Origin of the sequence: Paenibacillus xylanexedens (genome assembly GCF_007676705.1) — a bacterium.
In the GTDB taxonomy this organism is placed as follows: domain Bacteria; phylum Bacillota; class Bacilli; order Paenibacillales; family Paenibacillaceae; genus Paenibacillus; species Paenibacillus xylanexedens_C.
The window spans coordinates 1,421,807-1,445,758 of sequence record NZ_VEBF01000001.1 but is presented as its reverse complement, the minus strand read 5'-3'; the positions used below and the strand labels follow the sequence as shown (position 1 = coordinate 1,445,758).

30 protein-coding genes are annotated in these 23,952 nt (G+C 42.5%); 26 read left to right on the top strand and 4 right to left on the bottom strand.

The window, feature by feature from the left end; genetic code table 11:
• Positions 1-302 precede the first annotated feature (302 nt).
• From FS628_RS06515 to FS628_RS06500, 4 genes are all read left to right on the top strand, one after another.
• A complete protein-coding gene (locus tag FS628_RS06515) occupies positions 303-1,247 on the top strand; it encodes a hypothetical protein (RefSeq protein WP_222125185.1) in 945 nt (314 codons plus the stop codon).
• Positions 1,248-1,386: 139 nt separating this feature from the next.
• A complete protein-coding gene (locus tag FS628_RS06510) occupies positions 1,387-1,629 on the top strand; it encodes a hypothetical protein (protein WP_145320166.1) in 243 nt (80 codons plus the stop codon).
• The gene (locus FS628_RS06505) at positions 1,630-2,007 is read left to right on the top strand and encodes a retropepsin-like aspartic protease (protein ID WP_145320164.1); all 378 of its coding nucleotides are present in this window, start codon (positions 1,630-1,632) and stop codon (positions 2,005-2,007) included.
• Between the two features lie 300 nt (positions 2,008-2,307).
• Positions 2,308-2,949, top strand: coding sequence for a FusB/FusC family EF-G-binding protein (locus FS628_RS06500; RefSeq protein WP_145320162.1), 642 nt, complete (start codon positions 2,308-2,310; stop codon positions 2,947-2,949).
• A gap of 74 nt (positions 2,950-3,023) precedes the next feature.
• Here FS628_RS06500 and FS628_RS06495 read toward each other — a convergent pair whose 3' ends face one another.
• Positions 3,024-3,611 (bottom strand): NAD(P)H oxidoreductase, encoded by a 588-nt coding sequence (locus FS628_RS06495; protein WP_145320160.1) that lies wholly within the window; start codon positions 3,609-3,611, stop codon positions 3,024-3,026.
• A 247-nt stretch (positions 3,612-3,858) separates the two neighbouring features.
• Between FS628_RS06495 and FS628_RS06490 the strand changes: the two genes are divergently transcribed.
• The 14 genes from FS628_RS06490 (at position 3,859) to FS628_RS06425 (ending at position 13,764) form a co-directional block, all read left to right on the top strand.
• Positions 3,859-4,257, top strand: coding sequence for a winged helix-turn-helix transcriptional regulator (locus FS628_RS06490; protein WP_145320158.1), 399 nt, complete (start codon positions 3,859-3,861; stop codon positions 4,255-4,257).
• Entirely contained in the window at positions 4,254-4,739 is a 486-nt protein-coding gene (locus FS628_RS06485; RefSeq protein WP_145320156.1) for an NUDIX hydrolase, read from the top strand. The genes FS628_RS06490 and FS628_RS06485 overlap by 4 nt, the downstream gene beginning before the upstream one ends.
• Before the next feature lie 69 nt (positions 4,740-4,808).
• Positions 4,809-5,198 carry a hypothetical protein gene (locus tag FS628_RS06480; protein WP_145320154.1) on the top strand — a complete coding sequence of 130 codons (390 nt, stop codon included), beginning with the start codon at positions 4,809-4,811 and terminating at the stop codon, positions 5,196-5,198.
• 297 nt (positions 5,199-5,495) lie between these two features.
• Complete coding sequence (locus tag FS628_RS06475; RefSeq protein ID WP_260870938.1) at positions 5,496-6,359, top strand: DUF4085 domain-containing protein; 864 nt, start codon at positions 5,496-5,498, stop codon at positions 6,357-6,359.
• 159 nt (positions 6,360-6,518) lie between these two features.
• Positions 6,519-6,734, top strand: coding sequence for a hypothetical protein (locus tag FS628_RS06470; RefSeq protein WP_145320152.1), 216 nt, complete (start codon positions 6,519-6,521; stop codon positions 6,732-6,734).
• A 43-nt stretch (positions 6,735-6,777) separates the two neighbouring features.
• Positions 6,778-7,326 (top strand): HAD-IIIA family hydrolase, encoded by a 549-nt coding sequence (locus FS628_RS06465; RefSeq protein ID WP_145320150.1) that lies wholly within the window; start codon positions 6,778-6,780, stop codon positions 7,324-7,326.
• Positions 7,327-7,346: 20 nt separating this feature from the next.
• Positions 7,347-7,820: an NUDIX domain-containing protein gene (locus FS628_RS06460; RefSeq protein ID WP_145320148.1), complete on the top strand. Its 474-nt coding sequence runs from the start codon at positions 7,347-7,349 to the stop codon at positions 7,818-7,820.
• 80 nt (positions 7,821-7,900) lie between these two features.
• On the top strand, positions 7,901-8,764 hold the full coding sequence (locus FS628_RS06455) for an aminoglycoside phosphotransferase family protein (RefSeq protein WP_145320146.1): 864 nt from the start codon (positions 7,901-7,903) through the stop codon (positions 8,762-8,764).
• A gap of 70 nt (positions 8,765-8,834) precedes the next feature.
• Positions 8,835-9,392 carry a MepB family protein gene (locus tag FS628_RS06450; protein ID WP_145320144.1) on the top strand — a complete coding sequence of 186 codons (558 nt, stop codon included), beginning with the start codon at positions 8,835-8,837 and terminating at the stop codon, positions 9,390-9,392.
• Between the two features lie 264 nt (positions 9,393-9,656).
• Positions 9,657-10,073, top strand: a complete 417-nt coding sequence (locus FS628_RS06445; RefSeq protein ID WP_145320142.1) for a MerR family transcriptional regulator — start codon at positions 9,657-9,659, stop codon at positions 10,071-10,073.
• A gap of 31 nt (positions 10,074-10,104) precedes the next feature.
• Positions 10,105-11,076 carry an aldo/keto reductase gene (locus FS628_RS06440; RefSeq protein WP_145320140.1) on the top strand — a complete coding sequence of 324 codons (972 nt, stop codon included), beginning with the start codon at positions 10,105-10,107 and terminating at the stop codon, positions 11,074-11,076.
• Positions 11,077-11,352: 276 nt separating this feature from the next.
• Positions 11,353-11,736, top strand: a complete 384-nt coding sequence (locus FS628_RS06435) for a hypothetical protein (RefSeq protein ID WP_145320138.1) — start codon at positions 11,353-11,355, stop codon at positions 11,734-11,736.
• A 150-nt stretch (positions 11,737-11,886) separates the two neighbouring features.
• The gene (locus FS628_RS06430) at positions 11,887-12,741 is read left to right on the top strand and encodes an MBL fold metallo-hydrolase (RefSeq protein ID WP_145320136.1); all 855 of its coding nucleotides are present in this window, start codon (positions 11,887-11,889) and stop codon (positions 12,739-12,741) included.
• Between the two features lie 165 nt (positions 12,742-12,906).
• On the top strand, positions 12,907-13,764 hold the full coding sequence (locus FS628_RS06425; RefSeq protein ID WP_145320134.1) for a hypothetical protein: 858 nt from the start codon (positions 12,907-12,909) through the stop codon (positions 13,762-13,764).
• Positions 13,765-13,894: 130 nt separating this feature from the next.
• On the opposite strand, the gene FS628_RS06420 is transcribed toward FS628_RS06425, so the two are convergent.
• Positions 13,895-14,878 (bottom strand): cation diffusion facilitator family transporter, encoded by a 984-nt coding sequence (locus FS628_RS06420; protein ID WP_145320132.1) that lies wholly within the window; start codon positions 14,876-14,878, stop codon positions 13,895-13,897.
• Between the two features lie 292 nt (positions 14,879-15,170).
• Between FS628_RS06420 and FS628_RS06415 the strand changes: the two genes are divergently transcribed.
• The 5 genes from FS628_RS06415 (at position 15,171) to FS628_RS06395 (ending at position 19,796) form a co-directional block, all read left to right on the top strand.
• The gene (locus tag FS628_RS06415; protein ID WP_145320130.1) at positions 15,171-15,848 is read left to right on the top strand and encodes a response regulator transcription factor; all 678 of its coding nucleotides are present in this window, start codon (positions 15,171-15,173) and stop codon (positions 15,846-15,848) included.
• Positions 15,845-17,221, top strand: coding sequence for a sensor histidine kinase (locus tag FS628_RS06410; protein ID WP_145320128.1), 1,377 nt, complete (start codon positions 15,845-15,847; stop codon positions 17,219-17,221). The genes FS628_RS06415 and FS628_RS06410 overlap by 4 nt, the downstream gene beginning before the upstream one ends.
• A gap of 67 nt (positions 17,222-17,288) precedes the next feature.
• Positions 17,289-18,419 carry an ABC transporter permease gene (locus tag FS628_RS06405; RefSeq protein WP_145320126.1) on the top strand — a complete coding sequence of 377 codons (1,131 nt, stop codon included), beginning with the start codon at positions 17,289-17,291 and terminating at the stop codon, positions 18,417-18,419.
• The gene (locus FS628_RS06400; protein WP_145320124.1) at positions 18,416-19,093 is read left to right on the top strand and encodes an ABC transporter ATP-binding protein; all 678 of its coding nucleotides are present in this window, start codon (positions 18,416-18,418) and stop codon (positions 19,091-19,093) included. Before FS628_RS06405 ends, FS628_RS06400 begins: the two co-directional genes overlap by 4 nt.
• A gap of 163 nt (positions 19,094-19,256) precedes the next feature.
• Positions 19,257-19,796 carry an NUDIX hydrolase gene (locus FS628_RS06395; protein WP_145320122.1) on the top strand — a complete coding sequence of 180 codons (540 nt, stop codon included), beginning with the start codon at positions 19,257-19,259 and terminating at the stop codon, positions 19,794-19,796.
• A gap of 285 nt (positions 19,797-20,081) precedes the next feature.
• On the opposite strand, the gene FS628_RS06390 is transcribed toward FS628_RS06395, so the two are convergent.
• On the bottom strand, positions 20,082-20,576 hold the full coding sequence (locus tag FS628_RS06390; RefSeq protein WP_145320120.1) for a PLAT/LH2 domain-containing protein: 495 nt from the start codon (positions 20,574-20,576) through the stop codon (positions 20,082-20,084).
• A gap of 308 nt (positions 20,577-20,884) precedes the next feature.
• Between FS628_RS06390 and FS628_RS06385 the strand changes: the two genes are divergently transcribed.
• The 3 genes from FS628_RS06385 to FS628_RS06375 all read left to right on the top strand — a co-directional run bounded on the left by FS628_RS06385 (position 20,885) and on the right by FS628_RS06375 (position 22,885).
• Positions 20,885-21,478 carry a DUF4304 domain-containing protein gene (locus FS628_RS06385; protein ID WP_145320118.1) on the top strand — a complete coding sequence of 198 codons (594 nt, stop codon included), beginning with the start codon at positions 20,885-20,887 and terminating at the stop codon, positions 21,476-21,478.
• 86 nt (positions 21,479-21,564) lie between these two features.
• Positions 21,565-22,572: a phosphotransferase gene (locus tag FS628_RS06380; RefSeq protein WP_145320116.1), complete on the top strand. Its 1,008-nt coding sequence runs from the start codon at positions 21,565-21,567 to the stop codon at positions 22,570-22,572.
• A 19-nt stretch (positions 22,573-22,591) separates the two neighbouring features.
• Positions 22,592-22,885, top strand: a complete 294-nt coding sequence (locus tag FS628_RS06375) for an RNA polymerase alpha subunit C-terminal domain-containing protein (protein WP_145320114.1) — start codon at positions 22,592-22,594, stop codon at positions 22,883-22,885.
• 18 nt (positions 22,886-22,903) lie between these two features.
• Here FS628_RS06375 and FS628_RS06370 read toward each other — a convergent pair whose 3' ends face one another.
• Complete coding sequence (locus FS628_RS06370) at positions 22,904-23,842, bottom strand: hypothetical protein (RefSeq protein WP_145320112.1); 939 nt, start codon at positions 23,840-23,842, stop codon at positions 22,904-22,906.
• Positions 23,843-23,952: the final 110 nt, after the last annotated feature.

The window sequence follows — 23,952 nt, the reverse complement described above, 5'->3', positions numbered from 1 at the left end:
GAAGGCCAGGGAGGTGGCTTTTTTTTGTTTCCATGTACATGAATGGATAGGGTGCTAAACTTTATTTCAATGAATAGTTTAAATTGGTGGCATCCATACAATGGAGAATGATGCATTATCGAAAGGGATCTCTTTTAGGGACTATTTAACTAAATAGAGATTTGAAGACAGCGTTATTCATCGAGACATTTCCCTTCCCTAAACGACATAGCTTAAGTAATAGTAAATCATAGCCTATTCCCAAGAACGTCATGAGTTATGTAAAGGAGTGAAATCCTATCAAACCAAAACTTGATAAAAACGTGCGGCGATTTATTACTAATTTTATCCGTGAATTTAATCATAATGTATCAAAATACGACTCAAATAAGGATAGATTAGTTAATGAAAATGAAATAACCAACACAATAAATTATATAAATTCAATAAATAAAGAGAACCTTAAAGAGGTGCATAAAAATCTAAATGAAGATATAACACTTGCGTTAGTTGGACTAACCTATACTACTTATTTCAGTTTTGCTGTAAATCAAGACGAGCACGAAAACCCAATGCATAAAGATTTTTTTGATGAAACATTTGAGAACGTGACACCAAGTTTATTGTATCAAAATATGATAACTATAATTAGTAATCATGTATTATCCATCATAAAATTAGTAGAGGCTGGACTGGACACCTCGGCAAGAGCGTTAATCAGAGTATTAGCAGAAACGGTGTTTATCTTTATCATAGTATTTTCTAGTAAGGACCATTTTGTTAATTATTGTAATGGAATGAACGATGAAGATGCTAGTACTGTATGGTATAGGTTCTTTTCTCACAAAAAAACACAAGTAGAACTTAAGAAGATTGAAAAAAGAATTGGCTTGCCTGAAGAGATTGTCAGTGAGATAAATAAAATTAGAACATCAATATATAAGGAATTTCCGAGTGTGGTACATTCGTCGGCTTATACAAGTATCTTAGGTTCTTATGCGTTTGATTTTAATAAGGATCAATTACAAATAGGCGTCGGAGGAAAAGCATCAAAAGCCTCTAAAAACACTCTATCTACGTTGAATTGGTTATTATTCTACTTTTCAATAATGACTAAAGGGATATTAACCAACCTTTTCGAATTTAAGCCTCGTTCAGATAACGAGATGTGGAGAGTTGTTTTTCCTATAAGAGAATGTTTTATTGAATTGTATCTTAAAATCACATATAAAGATGATTATGAGAGCATTTCGACTAGGATCACATAGGATCGTGACATAATGAATTTGTATTTGATATTAATTAAGATCTCTTAACAATATATTTAAGAGACGGAAAGTGAAACTTCAATGATTGGTGTATGTTTACTAAGTGGTATAATATCATCAAACGATAGGAGGAATGACTATGAAATGGCAAGAGGTTCAACAAATTTTCCCGAATCAATTCGTGAAGTTTGAAGTTCTTCATTCTGAAGAGACAGAAAATCAAGAAGTTATAGATGAGGTCGCTGTGATCGGTCCTGTAAGCGATGAAAAAGCAACCCAAGAATTACTAAATAGCCGGGACAATACCTTGGTCTATCATACTTCCAAAGATCAAGTCATTGTTAAGGTACGGAAGAATGTAGGTTTAAGGAGAAAATTATAAATGAAAATTGAATATAGAGAAGGACTGTTATTCACTGAACTAACAATCCTTTTTAACGGGAATAGAAAAAGGATCAATAACATAGTTATTGATACGGGAGCAAGTCATACCTTGATTTCACAGGATGAAGTAGACGATATTGGCATTCTAGTTGGGGTAGAGGATGAGATTATAACAAGTTACGGAATTGGCGGTAAGGAACATGCTTTTAGTAAGCGTGTCGAGGGAATACAGGTGGGAGATTTTGTTTTAAAGGATATTCCAATAGATTTTACTTCATTTAAATATCATAATATTAACGGTTTATTAGGACTGGACATACTTATAGAAGGCAAATTCAATGTAGATCTAGAAAAATTTAAACTATATCATCTATAAATCTAAGATAAAAGTATATTTTTATAAATGGAAATTGAAACGAAGCCCGTTGCCTACACTATGCTGCCCTGCTATAATTTCGATATATCTATCGTATTGGGGGTTATGACGTGGCAATATGGATGATGCCGGATTGCTCGTTCGCTAGAAAGCCTTACGCAAAGCCTGAATAGGGGCGGACTTTGTGTAGGGCGCGACAAAATGAAATTGTTTGCCCTGAAATCAACATCAACATAATGGTTCAACCCGCAGGCTTTGCACCTTATTTGTTCTTCCAATAAAAATAAGGGGCTGAACGCCATGCAAACACCATTTATTCACAATCATCAATTCAATTACATTCAAAAACAAGCTGATTTCCTGCTCAAAACGCTACGCTCGGTTGTGGATCGAAAAGTATTGGAAACCGTCCGTTATACGGTTGGCACGAATGCGGTGGGCATCTTCGATGAATTGACTTCGGAACAGAAGCAACTGCTGGAGCAGTTATCGACGTATGAGACGGCACATGAACTCCAGACCTATCTGAACCGGATTGAATCATATCTGATTCCATATCCGCAGATATCGGCAAAGCAGATCCAAAAGCTTTTCCCGAAGGCCAAGAAACTCAAAGTGCCCGATCTCGAATCCATCGATTACGCACATACAACCTATCTGAGATGGACCGACATTGCGACGAGCCGTTTGTTCATCGTGTACCCATACGAAGGCAGATTCCTCGGTATTGAGGGACGGATTACACCCACGAACAAAAAAGGGTACTGCATGTTCTGTCATCGTCATCAGGAACTCGGATTCTTCAACGTGAAGACCAAGGCTCATTCGCCGGACAACTTTTCTTCCATTGCCCAGTACGTATGCATGGATAACATAGCTTGCAACCATAACATTACCGATATCACCATGCTGGAGAAGTTTCTTCTCTCTACAGTAAAATAATGCAAGACACACAGGCAGGGTCGCTCTTCGGAGCGACCTTTTTGCCGTGTTCAAGCGTAGTTGTTCTCATACCATTACAGCGTCGGAATATCGTTGGCATAGTTCAGTCCCAAGTGATGCGCATGGTTCAGCAGTGCCTCATAATGCTCAGGCTTGGATTCCAACGTTTCATATAAAAACTCAACCCTCGATTGGGACACGCCGCAATAATCGGCAATACCCACATTGAGCAGATTGGCGATCGATTGACCATAGTTGCGCTTCTGCATCTGTTCTTCCGTCACACCTGAAAGAGCGATCCACAACATCTGCTGATGAGGGAGCATGTTCGCGCCGTAGGCAAAGCCGTTGTTCATGACACGATCCACATAACCTTTCAACATGGCTGGCAGATGCCACCACCAGAGAGGAAACACAAAAGCCACAGCGTCGTGCTTCTTCAATCGCTCCATCTCCGTTTCAACCTCAGGCGAGAACACCTGATTTTCTTGGGTATAGTCTGGTTCATCCATCTCTCGGAGAATTGGGTCGAAACCAATCCCATGCAAATCCAATATCTCATAACCGTGACCAGCCTCGGCAAGCCCTTGTACAAAACGTTCAGCTACCTGGAAGGTCAGGGAATCCTTTCGCGGGTGGGACACAACAACGAGTACGTTCATCTTAACTTTCACTACCTTTCTACATTGCGGTCTTGTAGCCATAAATCAATGGCTGATGCTATTATAAACAGGTATGAAAACATCTGGAAGTACGCACTTTGATGTTCTATAGGAAGAATGAAGTGCCATAGGAACATCAAAGTACCCTAAATGGATGCCTCGAAATGGGCTTAAATAATTGAAAAAGGACAAGCAAGAAGATTACGATTTTACCTTGGATACAGCCTAAATTATGGAGGGGTTCGGAATGACGGAACATCAAGACACAAGCACTCCCAAGAAATATAAAGTTGGCGTTGAGGCAGCCTTGGAAGTAATGGGCGGGAAATGGAAGCCTTTAATTATTTACCACTTGATGACAGGACGGAAACGTACATCGGAGCTTCGGCGGTTAATACCGGATATTACGCAGAAGATGCTGACAACGCAGCTCAGAGGACTGGAAAAGGATGAGATCGTACAGCGCAAGGTATATTCGGAAGTACCTCCCAAAGTGGAATATGAGTTAACGGACTACGGTTGGGGATTAAAACCTGCTCTTGACCATTTGTGCTATTGGGGAGAGGAGCATCTGGAGAAGGTTCACGGGGATAAGTTCAAAGTATTGGAGGACTTCGATTCTGAAGAAAAGGGGGTGAGAAATTGAATGGTGCAGAGCACGTGAAACAGGCAGTTCCCATTCGTTGTGAAGGCGTGGCTGTAGTTCTATTGAAGAAAAGCCTCGATCAATACCGTGTACTGATGCTAAAGCGGGCTGGTCGTATGTTGCATAACGAGTGGTGTTATGTTGGCGGCGGGATAGAAAAGGGCGAGAAGGCATGGGAAGCTGCACTCAGAGAAGTTCATGAGGAAACAGGTATTACGGAAGTCCGGTTGTATTCTGCCAATCAATTCGAACAATATTATTCACCCATGGGGGAGTATATCTATACCGCTCCCGTATTCGTAGGATATGTGGATGAAAGCCAGGTTGTCCGGTTAAATCATGAACATATCGAGTACCAATGGATGACGTTTGACGAAGCTAAAGAAAATGCGGCATTGCCCGGAATTGATGATATTTTGGATTTTGTTGAAAAGCATTTTGTCAGAAAAGCCCCTTCCGAGTGGCTTCGGATTAATGGTTAGAATAATTAGGAGGTGGAACTCATCACATACAAGACGATTTATCCAAGAGCATGGTTGAGCCTATTATGTATGTTGGTCATTGAAGCTATGTTTTTCAGAAATATTATTTATGATGAAAATGGTATTATGAAGTACTTCCTGATCGTTATATTGACCTTTATTCTCGGTTATATCGTTTTTCTGCTCTGGCGTTTGTTTTTCACTAAACCCAGTATTACGCTGGAAAGCGATCATGTGATTTCTATGAAACATCAGAGATATGACGCATCTCAGATTGAGTGTATTTATATGAATTACAGACGGATTGGCATCAAACTCTATGGTAAACGGTTAGTGCCGATGGATCTATGTTTTTATTTTCAACGAGGTCAGGAGTCTGCAGGCGTAGAAGCTGTGCATGGATGGGCGACGAAAAACAACAAAGAGATCAAACATAAATTGTTTCAAACCGTGGGATAGAACAGTGCGTTTGTGAATATAAGGAATCGTTAGGGCTGAAGATTTTGGAGGAGTAGCGATGAAACATTAGATCAATTTCTAGCGAGATCGATCTGAAGTGGTCGAGGTGTTAGGATTTACGAAATCTGTTATCGCTAACACGATCATTGAATATGATATTGTCAAAAATCATCCTAAACAATTAACAGCTTATTTTAAATGCACACGAATTCCAGATGCAGCTAAATTCTCGTCACAAATTAAAGCTCTATGCTTCAATAGCATAGTAGATTCTAAAAATTAGCAGGAGAGATGCATATGAGATATCTAACGAAAGAATGGTATGAGATGTGTCAGCAGACACATCTTCATTTTGGTATAAGAGTACATAACGGAGCTTACGAGTTAGATGAGAATCTATTTATAAGGCTGTTTAAAAGAAAGGAAAAAGCGCATGTGAAGCAGGAGCGAGAGCTGTATAACTTGGACCCACGTTTCATGCTGGAGCATGATGGTCAAGTGCTTACTCGCGTAGACAAAGCTTTCGGTGGGGAAAAAGTGACAGATGAGGATCAAATGGTATTTTACATGCCGCCCGAACAAAGAGCGCATATCGAGAAACTCATTGCAGAATATGATGTACGTCCTCCGTTTGATGAGAAAAAATGTAAGGAAGAGTACAAAGAATCAATGGAGTGGAATGTCCAATACAAGGCGGAGAATTTGCCACAGGAAATCGTTGAACAAATTGCGGATATTCGTGTGTTTACGCTGGGATATTGCACGAGAGAAGTTATGCTCCAGCTGAAGAAACAGAGTGCGGAAAATAGGAGATATGTGGTTCACACATCGAAAGAATTTAGAGAAGTGATGATGGCACAGGATATCCCCGATGAAATACATAGCCGGGTTAAATATCATGATTGTACAGTGACGGAACTACTGACGGGAGATGAAGTGGTCATTCGTTTTGACACTCGTGGGGGCTTCACCAATATAAATAGACTTACGCTGGTTGCACCCGAAATCATCAAGCAAGAGGGTGATATTGTAGGCAGTTACTGGCTGTATCAAGAGTTGTATCGAATCGATAACGGATATGAACTTCATGTTCTATTTGGTGGGGAGAATATGCCTGAGCTGATTGTTCGCTGTGCTGATATTCTGGTGGAGGAAGAATGAGAGAGAGGATGATGTTGTGATCTGGAGAGACTTCCTATTGAATGACAAGGAATTACAGGTAGGCCCGTTTTATTTTGGGTGGGAAAATTATAAACAGGTGATTGAAAATACGTTTGGTACGGCGGGAATTCAGTAAGGAAAAAGGGGTTGGACAACAATATGGAATTTATCTGGGCTTTAGTCATATCACTTATATGTTTAATTTTCGTTCTTATCTTTGCTGCAATTGTACGTTATGCGATAGATTCATCTAAAACATCGCAAAAGCTGGATGTACTAATCAAAGAAGTACACTATCTGAAAACTGAAATTAAAAAATTGCAACACCATAAGCAGCAAGATGGTAGCAAGCATATTATTGATGAGAAAGTTTAGATGAACGACACGACTTGAAATTTTTCTAAGAAGGGAACAGACCATGATGAAACCACAGGGAAACGTACAAGCTGTTTTTATAGACAGAGATGGAACAATTGGTGGTACAGGTCATTTTATTCATCCGAGAGATTTCAGATTATACCCAAGTGCTCAAGAAGCAATTATGCGTTTGAAACGAGAAGGAATTATGGTGCTGGCTTTTACGAATCAATACCGAATCTCGCGTGGAGAAGCAAGTGTTGCGGATTTTGAAGAGCAATTTCGCGAGTACGGATTCGATCACTCCTATATATGTCCGCATGAGCAAGAATGCAGTTGCAGAAAGCCTAAACCCGGAATGTTATTACAGGCCTCAGAGGAACACGGTCTGGATTTATCCAAATGCATCGTTATTGGAGATGTAGGAGATACAGACATGCTTGCTGCCCATGCCGTAGGAGCGACCAAGATCATGGTGAGAACAGGTTGGGGGGAATCTTCATTAACCAAATTCAGAGACAAATGGATGGAGACCGAACCTGATTATATCGCAGAGGATATTTGGGATGCCGTACAATGGATCATTCATGGAAGAGAATTCAGTAATTAAAAGACAGGAGGTAACTGTGTATGGGCATGTCAGACTATTACAAAAACCTCAGGGAAAAGATCGGAACCGAGCTTATTTTTATGCCGGGGGTAGCTGGGATTATCCGAAATGAACAAGGGGAGATCCTGTTCGGTCGTAAACATAACGAATCAACCTGGGGGCTGATAGCTGGAGCAATTGAGCTTGGTGAGACACCGGCTCAAGCGATGGTGAGAGAGGCACTGGAAGAGACAGGTCTAGTTGTAGAACCGGAGAAGATTATCGGAGTATACGGGGGTGAAGCAAGACGGTTTACATACAGTAATGGTCATCAGGTCGAATATTTGACTATCGTATTTGAATGCAGGATCAAATCTGGGCAGCTCACGCCCGATAATGAAGAGATGAAGGATCTACAGTTTTTCCCCGAGGATCAGCTTCCACCCATGGCAAACCAGTATCCAGATTATATTTTTAGTTCAAATCAGGAAGAACGAGCCCATTTTGAAAGATAAGCCACTGTGCAACTTGAATCTAAAACTTAACTTATGTTTACCAAATGAATCAAGATCCAAGTTATATAAGGAGAAACCATATGTTAATCAATCCAACGATAAATGAGATCAATAACGTATTCAAGATGCATCATATCAACGAAGAAATATCTGAAATTCAAAGTTTGTCAGGTACCACCGCTGGACGTGTTTATCGGTTGAGTACAAGTCTGAATAAGCACTATATTCTGAAATCAGATGAACCCGAACAGATTCACATCGCCCAGCAGTTTTTGGATACGTATAAGAATTCTTCGTTACTGCCTGAAGTTTTGTTGACTGATCTGGATAACACTTATTTTATCTATACGTATATGGAAGGCACGACCCATTTCAATCGGGGACAAAAAAGAGACTGGTTAACTCGTCTGGTGAAAGAGCTGTTCAATACATATGTGCGTTCTTCAGATACGAAATCATGGGGCAGAATAGAGTTCCCACAGAGGACCTGGAAAGAATTCAATCAGATTAGTATTCAAGAAGCAAAGATGAATACCGGAAGTATTTTAACAACAGATGATTATAATTTGGTTCAATCCAAAGTGGATCGTCTTTTTCGTGAGGAAGAAGAAAAGTTTCTTTTACATGGCGATACGGGGGTTCATAATTTTGTATATGATCAAAATGAACTCATCGGTGTTATTGACCCATCTCCAATGGTTGGACCTATCCTCTATGATTTCTTGTATGCTTTTAGCTCCTCGCCAGATGATATCAACACCGAAACATTATTTGCTACATTCGAACTTCTGGAACAAGTGGAAATGGAAAAATCCAGATTAATAGAGGAAGCTCTGGTCCATCTATATTGCCGAATTGGGCTGAGTAACAAGCATCATCCTGATGATCTGCCTGAATACTTGAAGGCATGGCAGGAATGGAAGCGATTATGTCAGGAGCTTTGATCTAGCAAAGCCTTCACCCTAACGCGAATGCCTTAGATCAGACTATACAAGACAGGAGAGATATCACAAGTTGGATAACAAAAATAGTTTGAATCGTCCGAATGTTTGGACGACCTCCGATATACTTCATGGCGACTTACTTGCCAGTAAAGAACTTATCTATGACAAGTGTGGCTTTGAGTGCTCTCAACCGCATGAAGAAGCACAAAATGCTGAATATGGGGCATATGTGTTCACCTTAAATTCTCTCTCCATTCGATTTCGCGTTGCCAAAACCACACCAACCAAGATTGGACAATTTGTTACCCTGTGGCAGCGGGGTGAGGATGGAACGACACAGCCATATGATGGATCAGATTCAGTAGATGTGTATGTCATTAGTACGCGCATAGGTAGCTACTTTGGTCAATTTGTATTTCCGAAGCATGTATTGTTACAGCGAGATATCCTATCGGATCAAGGCAAAGGTGGCAAGCGTGCCATACGTGTATATCCGCCTTGGGATAAGCCAACAAGTAAGCAGGCTCTAAAAACGCAGCAATGGCAGCTGGAATACTTCTTGGAAGTACCTTTTACCGAACCGTTGAACTGTGATCAAGCTCGGGTACTTTATGGCCCTAGCGATTAAAGTAAGCGAAACAGTAGCCCAGCATCTCCAAACTCTTTTCCTCTGAATATCAGCTTTTCACCGATCTTTCGACATAATCTCCTCTATTCGTTATTTCTCAGTACTGAACCGTGTGCGATGTCCTCCATTTGTTAAAAATAGTGAACGTCAGTTCATTTAATTTTTTTGAAATTTGTGCTTGCCTTAATGTGAACATTAAGCCTTAGGATGTAAAAGAACCGGCCAAATGCATCCAAAAATGAACATAAAGGAGGAGTCAGTATTATGGCTTTCTCGATAAAAGAAGCTTCGGAGCGGCTGGGTTGTCCTGCACATAAAATTCGTTACTACGAGAAGGAGGGACTGCTCCCTTACATTCAACGGGATCAACATGGAAATCGGATGTTCGAGGAAGAACATCTGGATTGGATGCGACTGATGTCTTGTTTCCGGGCAACGGGTATGAAAGTATCTACACTGAAACATATGGTTAGTCTGGCGCTAGATGGTGATTCAACGATTCCACAACGGAAAGCGATCCTTCACGAATATAAAGAGGAATTACATCGCCGCCAACTTGAAATTGCCGAAGCACTTGTAGCGGTGAATAACAAATTGACCATCTATGAAGACATAGAAACAGGAAAGCTTCCTTCAGAAAGCAAGCTGCTAGACCAAATGGAAAGCATCGGTAAAGACTAATATTAACGGGAACGGATGGAGAGATGGAGAAATGAAGCAAAGAGTGCTGGGAAATAGCGATATCGTCGTATCTTCGATTGGATTGGGAATTATGGGGATGTCTCCGGGAATGTATGGGGAAACCAATGATGAGGATTCAATGAAGACCATCCATCACGCGCTGGAGATTGGCGTTACACTGCTAGATACAGCTGATGTGTATGGTAATGGTCATAATGAAGAACTACTGGGGAAAGCGCTGAAGGGACGTCGCGATCAGGCCATTATTGCTACCAAATTCGCGTATACCCCAAACTATGAGACGTTGAATGGTCATCCGGATTACGTGAAAAAGGCTGTAGAAGCAAGCCTTCGCAGGCTGGACACCGACTATATTGATCTGTACTACCAACACAGGGTAGATCCTCAGATTCCGATTGAGGAAACGGTTGGCGCGATGGCTGACTTGGTTAAAGAGGGGAAAGTCCGCTGTCTTGGCTTGTCGGAAGCATCGGATTCCACTTTACGCCGTGCACACGCCGTTCATCCAATCTCTGCGTTGCAGAGCGAATATTCCCTGTGGAGCCGGGATATTGAGGACGAGATTCTACCGACTGCGAGAGAACTGAATATTACCCATATTGCATACAGTCCATTAAGCAGAGGGTTTATCACAGGTGAGATACGGAAATTCGAAGATTTGGATGTTAATGATCTGCGCAGATATATGCCGAGGTTCCAAGGAGACAATTTCGCCAAAAATATAGAAGTTGTGGATAAAATCAAAGAGATTGCAATGGAGAAGAGTTGCACGCCTGCACAATTGGCTTTAGCTTGGACAATGGCTAATAACGCATTGCCGATTCCGGGAACGAAACGAATCAAATATTTGGAGGAAAACGCGAAGGCTGCAACGATTGGACTGACACCTGATGACTTAGCTCGCATTGAAAAGGTAAGTCCTCAAAATGAGGTTCATGGAACACGTTATATGAAAGAAATGATGACTCAGCTTAATGGGTAAAAATGTACTTATAACTTGTTATTAGTGTGGATTCCATAGATCATATGAGGATGCTACGATGTTTGCGAGGATGGGCTTCGCTATTACAAACTTAATAGCGGACAGGCAGGGAGTCGAAAGGCAAAAAAGAAAGTATGATTTAGTGGAATATCCTGTATAATTTAGAGAACAATCAGGTTTGCATTTCTGTAGAGAATGAAGGATCTACGATTGGAAAATAAGGTATCCCTATTATGGGAGTGTTTCTACTGCCACTTTGAATAATGGAGTGTGGTCATGATCGTTTTAACGTCAGCAATCGTATTCACCGTCTTGATTCTGATCGTGATTCTCTTTCAAATTGCATTGGCTGCTGGGTTGCCGTGGGGAGAGTACGCCATGGGTGGGAAGTTTCCCGGGAAATACCCCGTATCCATGCGTTTTGCCTGCATAATTCAGATTGCAATATTGGCATTCATGGGGATCGTTGTTCTGAGCAAATCAAGATCTCTTGTACGTGAATGGTCTGCATTTGCAGATATCGCAATTTGGTTTATCGTTGGGTATTTGGTGTTGGGAACCATATTGAATCTGATCACGAGAAGTGTATGGGAACGAAGAATCTGGGCGCCTGTAACGTTGTTGATGCTGGTAAGTAGTATAATAGTTGCTATCTCATAACATAGAATTCAAATATCAATTACAGATTGAAAGAGGTGATTCCATTGGTAAATCCATAAACGGAGAAAAACCCATGTATTAGCTTGAATAAGCATGCGGTTTTTCTCTGCCTATGATATGAAAATAATCATATAGAGGAGAAGAATTGACATGTTAAATCAATTAAGCGATTCCATTTATTATATGTCCAACGATAATGATAGAGAAAGACCGGTACTAGGCTTGGTATGTGGGGAAAAATATAGTTTGGTGATCGATGGTGGAAATTCGGTCCAACATGCCAGAGACTTTATCGAGGAGATTCGAAGCTTAGATGTGCCGCCCGTTCAGTATGTGGTTATTACGCATGCGCATTGGGATCATTTTTTGGGAATGAATGAATTCGGTGCAACTATCATCGTTAATCGGTTGACAGAACAGCGGTTGAACGAATGGAGAGATTATTCATTTGATGATGCTACACTATGTAAGTATGTAGAGGCCAAAAAGATTAGTGCACACTGTATGGCGGTTATACAGAATGAGATACCTGAAAGGGAGTCTTTTGTGTTGGGTAGATCGGGTATCGTCTTTGAACAATACCTCCAGATCGATCTAGGAAACAAGGTCTGCATGCTGGATCAGATTCGAAGTACGCATACGGACGATTCAACCATTGTATATATTCCGGATGAAAAGACAATTTTCCTTGGAGACAGTCCGTATTCTACAACGACTCGTTCGTTATTTCATTATAAGCAGGATTTGTTATTCCCGATGATACAGGATATCGAGCGATATGATGCGGAGCACTTCTTGTTAGGGCACGAGTCCATATGTGATTCTGAAGAGATGAAAATGTTCTTCGAACAGCTAATCGCTTGCAGTAAATCAGTGAAAAATGCATCCTTGGAGGAGGCCATAAGTTTGTTTGAAAGAGAACAGCGGCGTGTTCCGGTGGGGGATGAGCTCTTTTTTCTAAAAGCAATGGTTAATGATCGAACTTTGCAGGTCCAAAAAGATTAGATAGTCCTTATATTGTTATCATAGTAATGGTTTAGACAGGCAGCTGGCTATATAGTCAGCTGTTTTTTTGTAATACAGGGCGGCTCATCTTTGAAGAGCTAATGGACTTAATGAAGTAAACTATAGTGAATATGTATTGCTTTTATAGGGAGGAGAGATAGCTTAATGACAAATTCCTACGAGATACCCCATTTGCTGAAAGAAATCATCACATGGGAGCAAGAGATTAAACAGGAAGTTCCTTATTTGGAGACACCAACAGGTTATTTTCTGCAATTTGATCCACATGATAATGGCGGGTATATGAGTTCTCCAGTTGACGCAATCATGTTTGCACGTACCGGAATGGGTGGTATTCATTTCTCCTTCTTGACTGATTTTGGAAATGTTACTGATTTGAGTGTAGTGCCTATTGTTCGGGTTGATCCCATGGCTTTTGGAAGTTATGCGAGGATTGTGGCTAGAAATATTAGAGATTTTTTTGCCTTTGGATTCTCGGGACATGAGGGACTTCTGCTGAATGAATTTGAATCGAAACAACAATATTTGGACTACGTGAAAGAGCAAGAGGACAACACGAGCGAAAGTGAGTACTTTGACAAGAAAAAGTGGGACCGAGAACAACAGAAGGTGAGAGATTTGGCTGTGCAACGTTTTGGATTTCAGCTTATCCATGACGGATACTCCTATAGTGAGGAAGTTCGGCAAACAAGGCGAAATGAAGTTGTTTTAGATACCTTAGATGGTCTTGGTGTTGGAGTGGGAGATGCATTGGTGGATTACTCCAAGAGAGCAGTTCCTCATCCGTGGCATGAGAAGGAAATTTCGTATGATCAAGCTGAACAGCTTATATCCTATATCTCCAGTGCAGAGCAGGTAGGACTGTTTAGTTTATTACGAGATGTTCAGGCACAAGGATTCGATAATAGTGATGTGTTTCGGGCGATCCACAACCGACTTGTTTCGCTTGGATTGTCTTTGGAGGAACAGATGCTGGCACGTTATTTACACAAGTTATATTGAATGTAAATATAATTTTGGTGGCAGGCAGTCGGTTTGCAGAGAAGTGCTTACTAAATAAATAACAGGGCAAAGTTCCATCTTACGGAGCTTTGCCCTGTTTTCGTGTGCACTATCAGTAACGTGAAATTAATTAATGGTGATGATGCGCATGAGCATCTGGTGCGTCACCTTTGACCGTACATAATACCGAGGTATCGTGCAGATGTTTTTCGGACTCCACTTGGAGCGTCACATGTTTGATTTCTTTATGTTCCAGCATATGTTCAATCTTCTGAACCAGGATCTCGGATGCATAAACATCCATCGTTCCATCCACCACAATATGAGCGGTCAGCGCATTCAGGTTACTGGTAATGGACCAGACATGCATATCGTGTACACCTTTGACGCCATCGACTTGTTTGATGGTCTGCACCAGTTCATTCACATCGACATTGGCTGGAGTGCCTTCCATCAAGATATGCAGTGAGGATTTGGTGACATAGAAGCCACTTCGCAATACCAATGCCGCGACAATCACACTCGCAAGTGGATCGGCCCAACCCCAGCCAAAAAACATCATGAGCAGCGCCGCCGCAATAGCCCCGATCGATCCCAGCATGTCGCTGATGACATGGAGATAAGCACCGCGCATATTCAAGTTATTCTCCGTATCGCTACCACGCATCATGATCCAGGCAACAAGAATGTTCACAAGCAGTCCAATGATGCTGATAATTAACATACCTACGGTTGCGACTTCAGGCGGGTTGATGAAACGACCAATCGCTTCGTAGAAAATGTAGAGCGCAATGGCGATTAACGTAATTCCGTTTAACGTAGCGGCCAAAATTTCAAATCTTCTGTACCCGTACGTTTTGCCGGTATTTACGGCTTTTTCACCAAAGGTAAACGCCAGTAAAGCGATCCCGAGTGCAATGGAGTCAGACAGCATATGGCCTGCATCCGAGATAAGTGCGAGACTGTTGGTGATGAATCCACCAATGGCTTCGACGATCATATAGATGGTAATAATAATGAAGGAAAACAACAGTACTTTCTTGTTATTGGTGGTGTGAGCGTGGTTGTGTCCATGATCGTGCCCATGGTTGTGACTGTGATGATGTCCGGACATTTAAATCCTCTCCTTTGGAGCGAGGCTCCGTTATGTAATATGATTTCTAGTGTGGTTATAAATGATCCTTAACAATAGTTGATCTCCTACAAATGAATATATGAGCGTTCGTTCATATGTTATGAATTTATTATAGTTGTGCCTCATAGTAGTGTCAACCAGATTTAAGAAAATATAAACATGTCCAAGGTGTGTCTCCGTGCATGTGCTGGCGAATGAGATTGCTTTTATGCTACCATCTGTGCAGGATCAAAGTGAGATGCACTCGCTACATAGAAGGGCGGACAACGATATGAAACATCTGCTGCTGGCAGACGATGATGCCAATATTCGAGCACTCCTGCGGCATGTCATGACCAAGGAAGGGTATCGGGTTCATGAAGCGCAGGATGGATTGGAAGCGGTCAGACTGATGCAAGAAACGCCGATTGATCTGGCGATCCTCGATGTGATGATGCCCGGAATGGACGGACTGGAGTTATGTGATTTCATTCGGCAGCATTACGACATTCCTATCATGCTACTGACGGCACGAGATCAGCTATCCGACAAAAGAGATGGTTATTTGAAAGGAACAGATGAGTATGTGACCAAACCATTTGAACCGGAAGAGTTAGTCTATCGGGTAAAGGCGTTATTTCGTCGGTACCATCGCACATCCAGCGATATCATCCGTATGAACCGGATCGTCATTGACCGTAACAATGTGGAGGTTACGGACGGACAATCCATTCTCTTTTTGCCAATGAAGGAGTTTGAATTACTCTCACAGCTTGCGCAGTTTCCAGGCCGTTTGTTCTCGCGGGATGAGCTCATTCGACTCGTCTGGGGAGCAGATTATGAAGGAGATGACCGTACCGTTGATGTACATATCAAGCGACTCCGTGATCGGTTTGCCGATTATACGGACGATTTCGTGATACAGACTGTGCGGGGCATTGGCTACAAGATGGAGGTGAAAGCACCTTGAGGACCTTGTACGTCCGGGTATTTCTTATTACGGTTGCGGTGATTATGGTCAGTGGCATATTGGGTTTTCTTATGTCGAATATCTACTATCATACGAAGCTCAAGGATTTCAATGACGAGAAGCTGGTGGGCATCGCGACGCAAATGAAGCAATTTGTGGAACAGCAACCTGGCACGATGGAGGATTATCTGAACAATGCCGCCGCACTCGGGTACGAAATCTATGTGACGGATGGAAAAGGCAGCGACCGATTCTATGGCCGCGAATTCCGTGAGAAAGATCTGGACAAGCAAGCTGTAGAACTGGTGCTGAATGGTGAGGTATACCATGGTGTTGCCCAGTTCCCAAGTAAACCGTTCATTACCGGGTTCTTCGATAATCAATTAAGCAATACCGTGGGTGTTCATCTACAGATGAGCAATGCGAATTATGCCCTCTTTATGCGCCCTGATGTAATTCTGCAATTTGGTGAACTGCGTATATTCTTCGCGCTGATTGGAGCATTGACGGTGGGCATTAGTATCCTGATCTTTCTGATTAGTACCCGCTATCTGGTTAGTCCCATTGAACGTCTGTCCGAGGCGACCAAGCGCATTGCGCAAGGAAAATATAATCTGAAATTGCCCACGGCAAGGCGGGATGAGATTGGACAATTAGCCCATCATTTCATGACCATGAGTCGTGAATTGGAGAGGGTAGATCAGGCGCGACAGCAGTTTGTATCCAACGTATCCCATGAGATTCAATCGCCGCTGACCTCGATTCGGGGGTTTGCCCAATTGGTGGCGGATCGGGATCTGCCTGAACAGGAACGGGAGCGCTATGCATCGATTATTGAGGAGGAGAGCCGTCATCTCTCCTTGCTCAGCAAACAACTGCTTCTCCTGTCCTCCCTTGAACAAGGCAACGAAGATCTGTCCAAAGTGAAGTTCTCTCTGCGAGATCAATTCCGGCAAGCGGTTCAGGTGCTGCAATGGCAACTCGAAGAAAAAGAACTGCTGCTTCGGATTTCGGTCCCGGAATCCATCCAGCTGGTGAGCAATGAAGTGCTGCTCATGCAGGTATGGATGAATCTGCTGGGTAATGCAGTGAATCACCTGCCACAGGGAAGAAGCATCGAGATTCATGCCGAGCAGACGGATAACCAGTGTGTGATTCAGATTCGGGATACAGGAGACGGGATTGCTGCGGAGCATCTACCTTTCCTGTTCGATCGATTCTATCGGGTGGACCGTGCGCGGGAACGTTCTTCCGGACGAACCGGGCTTGGACTTGCCATTGTGCAGAAAATTATCCGAATTCATGACGGTACAATTGAGGTTTCCAGTTCGCCTGAGGGCACGGTCTTTACCGTGTCACTTCCGCAGATGTAATCTGTTATTCATTTGCCGTTCATTTTCGCCTCCTATACTTGGGTTATCAAGAGGGAGGTCACAGAACATGTACTTGGCTATTCGGGAAATGAGGTATGCCAAAGGGCGGTATGCCTTAATTGCTACAATCATGGTACTGGTTTCATTTCTGGTACTGTTTGTTACAGGTCTTGCACAGGGGCTGGCGTATGACAACGCAGCTTCGATCAAAAATATGGCAGCAACCCACTTTGTATTGGAGCAGGATTCGAATCATCGTTTTACCCGGTCACAAGTGGATCAGAATCAGCTTGATCAAGCACGCTCGGTGGTAGGGCAAGAGAACGCTGAGCCACTCGGTGTGAAAATGACAACCGTCAGTCCAACCGGCGACACGAAAAAGATCGATGTCACGCTGTTCATGGTGAACCCGGAGGGCTGGCTTGCTCCAACGGTGACCGAAGGGTCTCCGATTACGGATCAGACAAACGGGCAGGTTGTGGTGGACCAAAAGTTGTCTGACTCTGGTGTCACAATTGGCACCGTCTTGGTCGATCAAGCTTCGGGAACGGAGTGGACCGTTGGTGGATTTGTCCAAAATGAGTCCTTCAGTCACTCCCCAGTGGTGTTCCTAAATGAACAGGAATGGCTTACGCTTCAAGGAGGTTCACGAACTTCGCAAGGTTCAGCCGACACCAATGCTCATGCTCCGGTGTACAATGCCATTGCGATTAAGGGTGCAGGCGAGCAGGTCGACGGCCTGAGTGCTGCATTGCCAAATACAGAAATCATTACGAAGTCGGATGCCGTATCGGCCATCCCTGGATATAAGGAAGAGCAGGGATCGTTGCTCATGATGATCGCTTTTCTATATGTTATTTCGGCGTTTGTGCTTGCGGTATTCTTCTATGTCATTACAATTCAGAAAACGAGTCAATTCGGTATATTGAAAGCGATTGGAACGCGGAATGGTTATCTGGCGGGCAGTGTTTCGTTACAAGTCTTGATCCTGTCGGTTGGTAGTCTGGTGATTAGCGTGCTGTTGGTTCGACTGTTCGAGTCTATCTTGCCAGCATCAATGCCGTTTCAATTAGGCTTGTCCACCCTCGCTCTGACCTGTGTATTATTCATACTCATGTCTGTGGCGGGTTCATTATTCTCGGTGTGGAAGGTTACCAAAATTGATGCACTTGATGCGATTGGGAGGACAGCAGCATGAGAAATCGATTGGTATTGCGGGGAGTTACACAGACTTTTGAAGATGGCGGCAGCAAACGCACGATTCTGGACAAGTTGGACCTTGAGGTAACAGAAGGGGAACTTGTGGCTGTGATGGGGCCTTCCGGCTCGGGTAAAAGCACATTCCTGTCCATTGCTGGCGCACTGCTCGAACCGACCGAAGGGCAGGTTCTACTGGACGGGGCCTCTATTATGGGCAAAAGCAAACAGGATATATCCGATATGCGGCTTCAGCAGCTTGGCTTTATTTTTCAAAGTGCCAACCTTATTCCGTATCTGAAAGTAGAAGAACAACTGATGGTGGTCGCGAAGCTCGCCGCAACGGATAAAAACAAGGCGGAGAAGCGAGTGGATGAGCTGCTGGATACGGTAGGTTTGACTCATCGGCGGAAGGCGTATGCGGAGAAACTGTCTGGCGGGGAACGTCAGCGGGTCGCTATTGCACGGGCGTTGATGAATGATCCCGCTGTCCTGCTCGCGGATGAACCGACAGCTAGCCTGGATGCGGAGCGTGGGCTGGATATTGTGGGCATGATTGCACAGCTCGTAAAAGAGCAGGGCAAAAGTGCAGTGATGGTTACGCATGATGAGCGGATTTTGCCGCTCTGTAGCCGGGTTCTTTTTTTGGAAAATGGGAAGCTGGTGCAGCATTAGAAGGAGCATGGTCTGAAAGTCTGGAGAGAACACTGATCCAAGGCTTAAGGGCAGAGAGTATAAGATGAGGGTCACGTATTCCCGGTGGGAAGGTGGCCTTCTTTCTGTGTTTTCGACTATAATTGGAAGAATAGTGGAATTAGATAGAGAGGATCGGGTGCGGATGAGTAGCTTGAGTGCGGAACTATTCCCGGTGCTATGTACGTCAATTCATTGGGGGATTATTGAGGCAGAGTTCAGATTAAACGACATCGTGGATGAAAAGCTGGTGAGCAATATTAGCATCATTCCGTTTGTCGGGGATCAATGTGTTGTCTTCCAACTGGATAATGGAGACTGGGAGCTGCCAGGAGGGACGCTTGAAGCAGGTGAGCATTACATGGATGGACTGAAGCGCGAACTGATGGAGGAACTTGGGGCAGAAATGCGGTCCTATCAGATTTTTGGCCAATTCTATTGTACATCAGGTGCTTTGGAGCCTTATAGACCACATATCCCGCATCCGAATTTCGTGCGAATCATCGGATATGGTGATGTTGAACTTGTCGATGATCCGCTGAATCCGGAGGATGGTGAGCAGGTGGTTGCGGTGGAAGTGGTAGAGATTGATGAGGCAATCCGAAGATTCCAGGAACAGAACAGACATGACATTGCGGAGATGTACAAACTGGCTTATGTACTGCGAGAAGAAGCTAAACAGTGAGAGACAATGGTTAGGTATTCTAATGCCAGATAGCCTACGGAGGTAATGATGGTTCGAGATAAAATCAATGAGTTGCTGGATACTTTACCCGAATTGGAACTGAACCGAGCATATTGGGGGATTGAGCGTATACATCAGGAATATATGTTTAAGAAGAATAATTTTTATGATAGTAGAGAATAATATATATCGATGGAAGAACTCTGCTTTACTTACGGAGTTCGTATCTAATGAAAAAAGCTTAAATCGGTATGCTATCCGATATAAGCTTTTTTCATTATTTTATTATTTAGGGAATAACACAACATTATCTAGGCCATTTTCTCCAAAGAAACGTCCTGGTACATTGAATTGCTTTCCGTCTAGGGTGATTTTGCTGATTAACCAGCCAGACTTCCAACCACTACCATCTGACTTTAAAGCTATAGCTTGCACTTGTCCAACATCTTCACTACTGAAGTTGATGACGTCTGTTTTTCCTCTTTCAAAGTTGTCAATATTATAATTATTAAGTAATATTTCACTGGACTTTCCATTACTTCCGATAATGCTTATCCAAATTAAAGAATCAGTACCTGCATCAGCTTCATTAGAAGTTACAAAAGTAATCAGATGGTCTTTAAATGCTGCTTTAAGATTACTCTGATTAGTTTCAATGTTATTACTCGGTAATGTGTTGTTACTCGTAGCATCTACGGTTTCTGCGAAAACTGAAGCAGGTAACAATAAAGATGAACCTAATAACAGTGAAGAGCCGAGCATTGATAGTTTTTTTCTCATTTTGTAAACTCACCATCCATTTTTTTGATATTTACACCAAATATGTAATTTGATATATTACATTTTCTATTATATATGAAAATCCTATATTTATATACATAATAATACAATTTGATTATAAAGTAGGAGGATTTGAAGTGTAAATATAGAATAGTCTAGTAGTATAGAACTATTCTAAAGTGACACATGTAGCACAAATGAAAAGCTAATAGAGAGTTTGTATTTGTTGTATTTTTTACACAACAAAATATAAAGTGGCTTTTCAAGTGATGTTAATCATTCATATTCTTGAATTGGAGTGATATCTAATGCAGGAACTTTTTAAGAAGATCATCAATACAGACGTCAAACCCTTATTTGCCGAACACGGCTATTCCAAGAAAAATCTGAATTTCTACAAAGCGGATGGAAACCTCATATATAAGTTCAACATTCAAAGAGCAAAGTATAACACCAGTAGTCAAGTCCAGTTTTATGTTAATTGTGGTGTTCATTCCACCGAACTTGCGGAGTTGCATTCCGTTGGATTGAATGGAGACATATTGGAGTACGTATCTCATTTTACCTGCCGAATCAGAGCAATAGCGCCTTCCGCTCCGGCCCACTATACCTTAACGGCTGATATCGATCCAGACGCTTTATCGAAAGAACTGGTGTCACATTTGGAAGATGGCATGTCATTCCTACACTTGCTAACTGGGGCCAGAGATATAGTCCATTATTATATGGATAAGACAGCGCTACATTTAAGCGAAGTAACCTTCCGCTTCCTGCTAAAAGCCGGCGATACGGAAGAAGCCAAGCATTATTTACAGCAACTGCACGCCAAATACGGAGCCGAAAAGCGCTGGACGATATTAGAAAAGAAATATGCAGCCGTTTTTGCCGAGTACGGAATGTAATCTTTGATTCAGACAAATAGCCAAAATGAGGATGTTCAAGGCCAGGGATACGATCACTATCACTACAAAATGAAAGGGGATTACATATGAACGATACTCAATATAATTTAAATTTTGAGAAACTGTGTAATGAATTACAGCTTGGTGATTTGATTAGTTCGCCCAAACCTATTTCAGGTGGTCTTCTTCATCGAATGTACGCCATTGAAACCACGCAAGCTAATTATGCAGTTAAGGCATTGAATCCCCAGATAATGATAAGACCTACTGCTGTGCAAAATTATATTGATTCAGAAAAAATAGCAAACGTGGCAGCTGAACATATCCATGCTCAACCTGCAAAATGGTTAAAGGGTGCTTCTATGCATAACATTGATAATCAATTCTATCTAATATTTGATTGGATTGAGGGTCAACGTTTGGAACAAGATGAGGTTACTATCAATAACAGTTCTCTGATGGGAACGATCCTTGCAGATATCCACAAAACGGATTTTAGACAACTAGAATTGGATAGTTCACAGGTGACTAATTCTAAAAAAATAGATTGGATGTTTTATCTGAACAAAGGAAAAAATGAGAATTCGGAATGGATTGAGATTTTGGATTCCAATATGGATAAGCTGTATGAGTGGAGCATGAAGGCTAAGAATTCATCTTCAATGCTAGCATCCGATAATGTTATTAGTCACAGAGATCTGGAGCCTAAGAATGTGATGTGGAGAGAAGACATACCTATTATTATAGATTGGGAATCGGCAGGTTATATTAATCCAATGCATGATCTGGTAGAAACAGCTGTGCATTGGTCAGTAGATAGCTCTGGAAGTTTAAACAAGGGGAAGTTCTTGGCTTTTATAGCTGGATATGAGAAGAGAGTGGGTAGTCTAACAGCCAATTGGGAAGTGGTTCTGGATAATGGTTTTGCTGGTAAGTTGGACTGGCTCGAATATAGTCTAAAACGGTCACTGTGGATTGAATGTACGGACGTAGATGAACAGTTAGTAGGTACATCACAAGTCATTTGGACTTTAGAGGCTTTAAAACAATACGAAAATATGATTTCAGATATTAAGAACTGGTTGAATACTTAATTCAGGAGGGGATGCCCACATGGCAAACGATAAAGGAACACTCAGAACATGCGAACAAGGACATTCGTATTATAAAAAAAGTGATTGCCCAACCTGTCCGACCTGCGAAGCTGAACGTAAACCGACAGAGGGATTTCTAGCCTTGTTGTCAGCTCCCGCCAGACGTGTCTTGGAGAATGAAGGCATTACGACACTACTGCAACTTGCGGAATACTCGGAAAAAGAGGTCCTGAAGCTGCACGGAATCGGACCATCTGCCATGCCTAAACTGCGAAGCGCGTTGGAAGAAGAGGGATTGTCTTTTAAGAAATAACCCTCTTCACTCCTTTCCTTAATCCAAAACGGAAGTAATCTCCTCCATTGTTACCCGATACAACAAGTTACCTTCACTAAGTAGCAGACGATGTTGGCGAAAATCCTGTCGTGCCTGCTTGAAGGGCTGATCATCTTCATTTAGCAAATCAATCTTCTGCCCTTTGCTCAATCTTCCGGGTTTCTCCATTTTCTTAAGCACAAACATCCCATGTTTACCGTACCCGGCATCGAACAAGTAATGATAACCATCTGTACTGAAGCCGGAGGAACCAGAGATGTTTGGATTCATAAATGTCACTTTGGGTTCACTGGTGCCCCCTGAGATACAACCGAGTTCGAAATCGGTGTAGAAGTAGAACCAGACCTGGTTATCATTTACGACATTGAGTGCGTAACAATCCGCAATGTCTGCTGCGTGGTTTTCGTACAGCTTATTACCGTGTCCATCCCAGGCCAGCAGACCGTATGATCCAATTGGATCGCTCCATCCGTAGTTACCAAATATCCCTTCATCGAAGTAGCTGGTCCAAATCGTTCCCTTCTCTGTGACCTGTACACTCTGAATACCGTCTCCCAGCAGAAACTCGTGAATTGTATTTCCGTCTAAGTCAGACACTTTGGCGTTTAGATCATACTTTTCATTCCCGTAATTGGCACACCGTGCTCCGACGAGCAGCAGATGATCATGTAACGGTTGTACATAATGATAATTGAACGTCTGTCCCCAAATGACAACTTCCTCGATAGTTTGATCTGTCACAATGAGCACTTTGTACGTATAGGTTTGGTTTAATGTGGTCTGAACGAACATACCTCGTTCTCTTTCGGGAATCTGATTCATCAGCAGCACATAGACAAGACCATCACCGCCCCACTGGGTGGAAATGATATCGAACCCTTCGACATAGTTCGAAATGTCGGCGAAAGGCAAAAGTTTTACTTTCGGATCGGACATATCCCTAACCTCCTTCGTACTCGAATGCAGAGTCACCACTCGCATCTGTATAAGAGAATTATGACGTACGCGTACATTGCTGAACATGGCGGAAGTATAGCGAAGGTCTT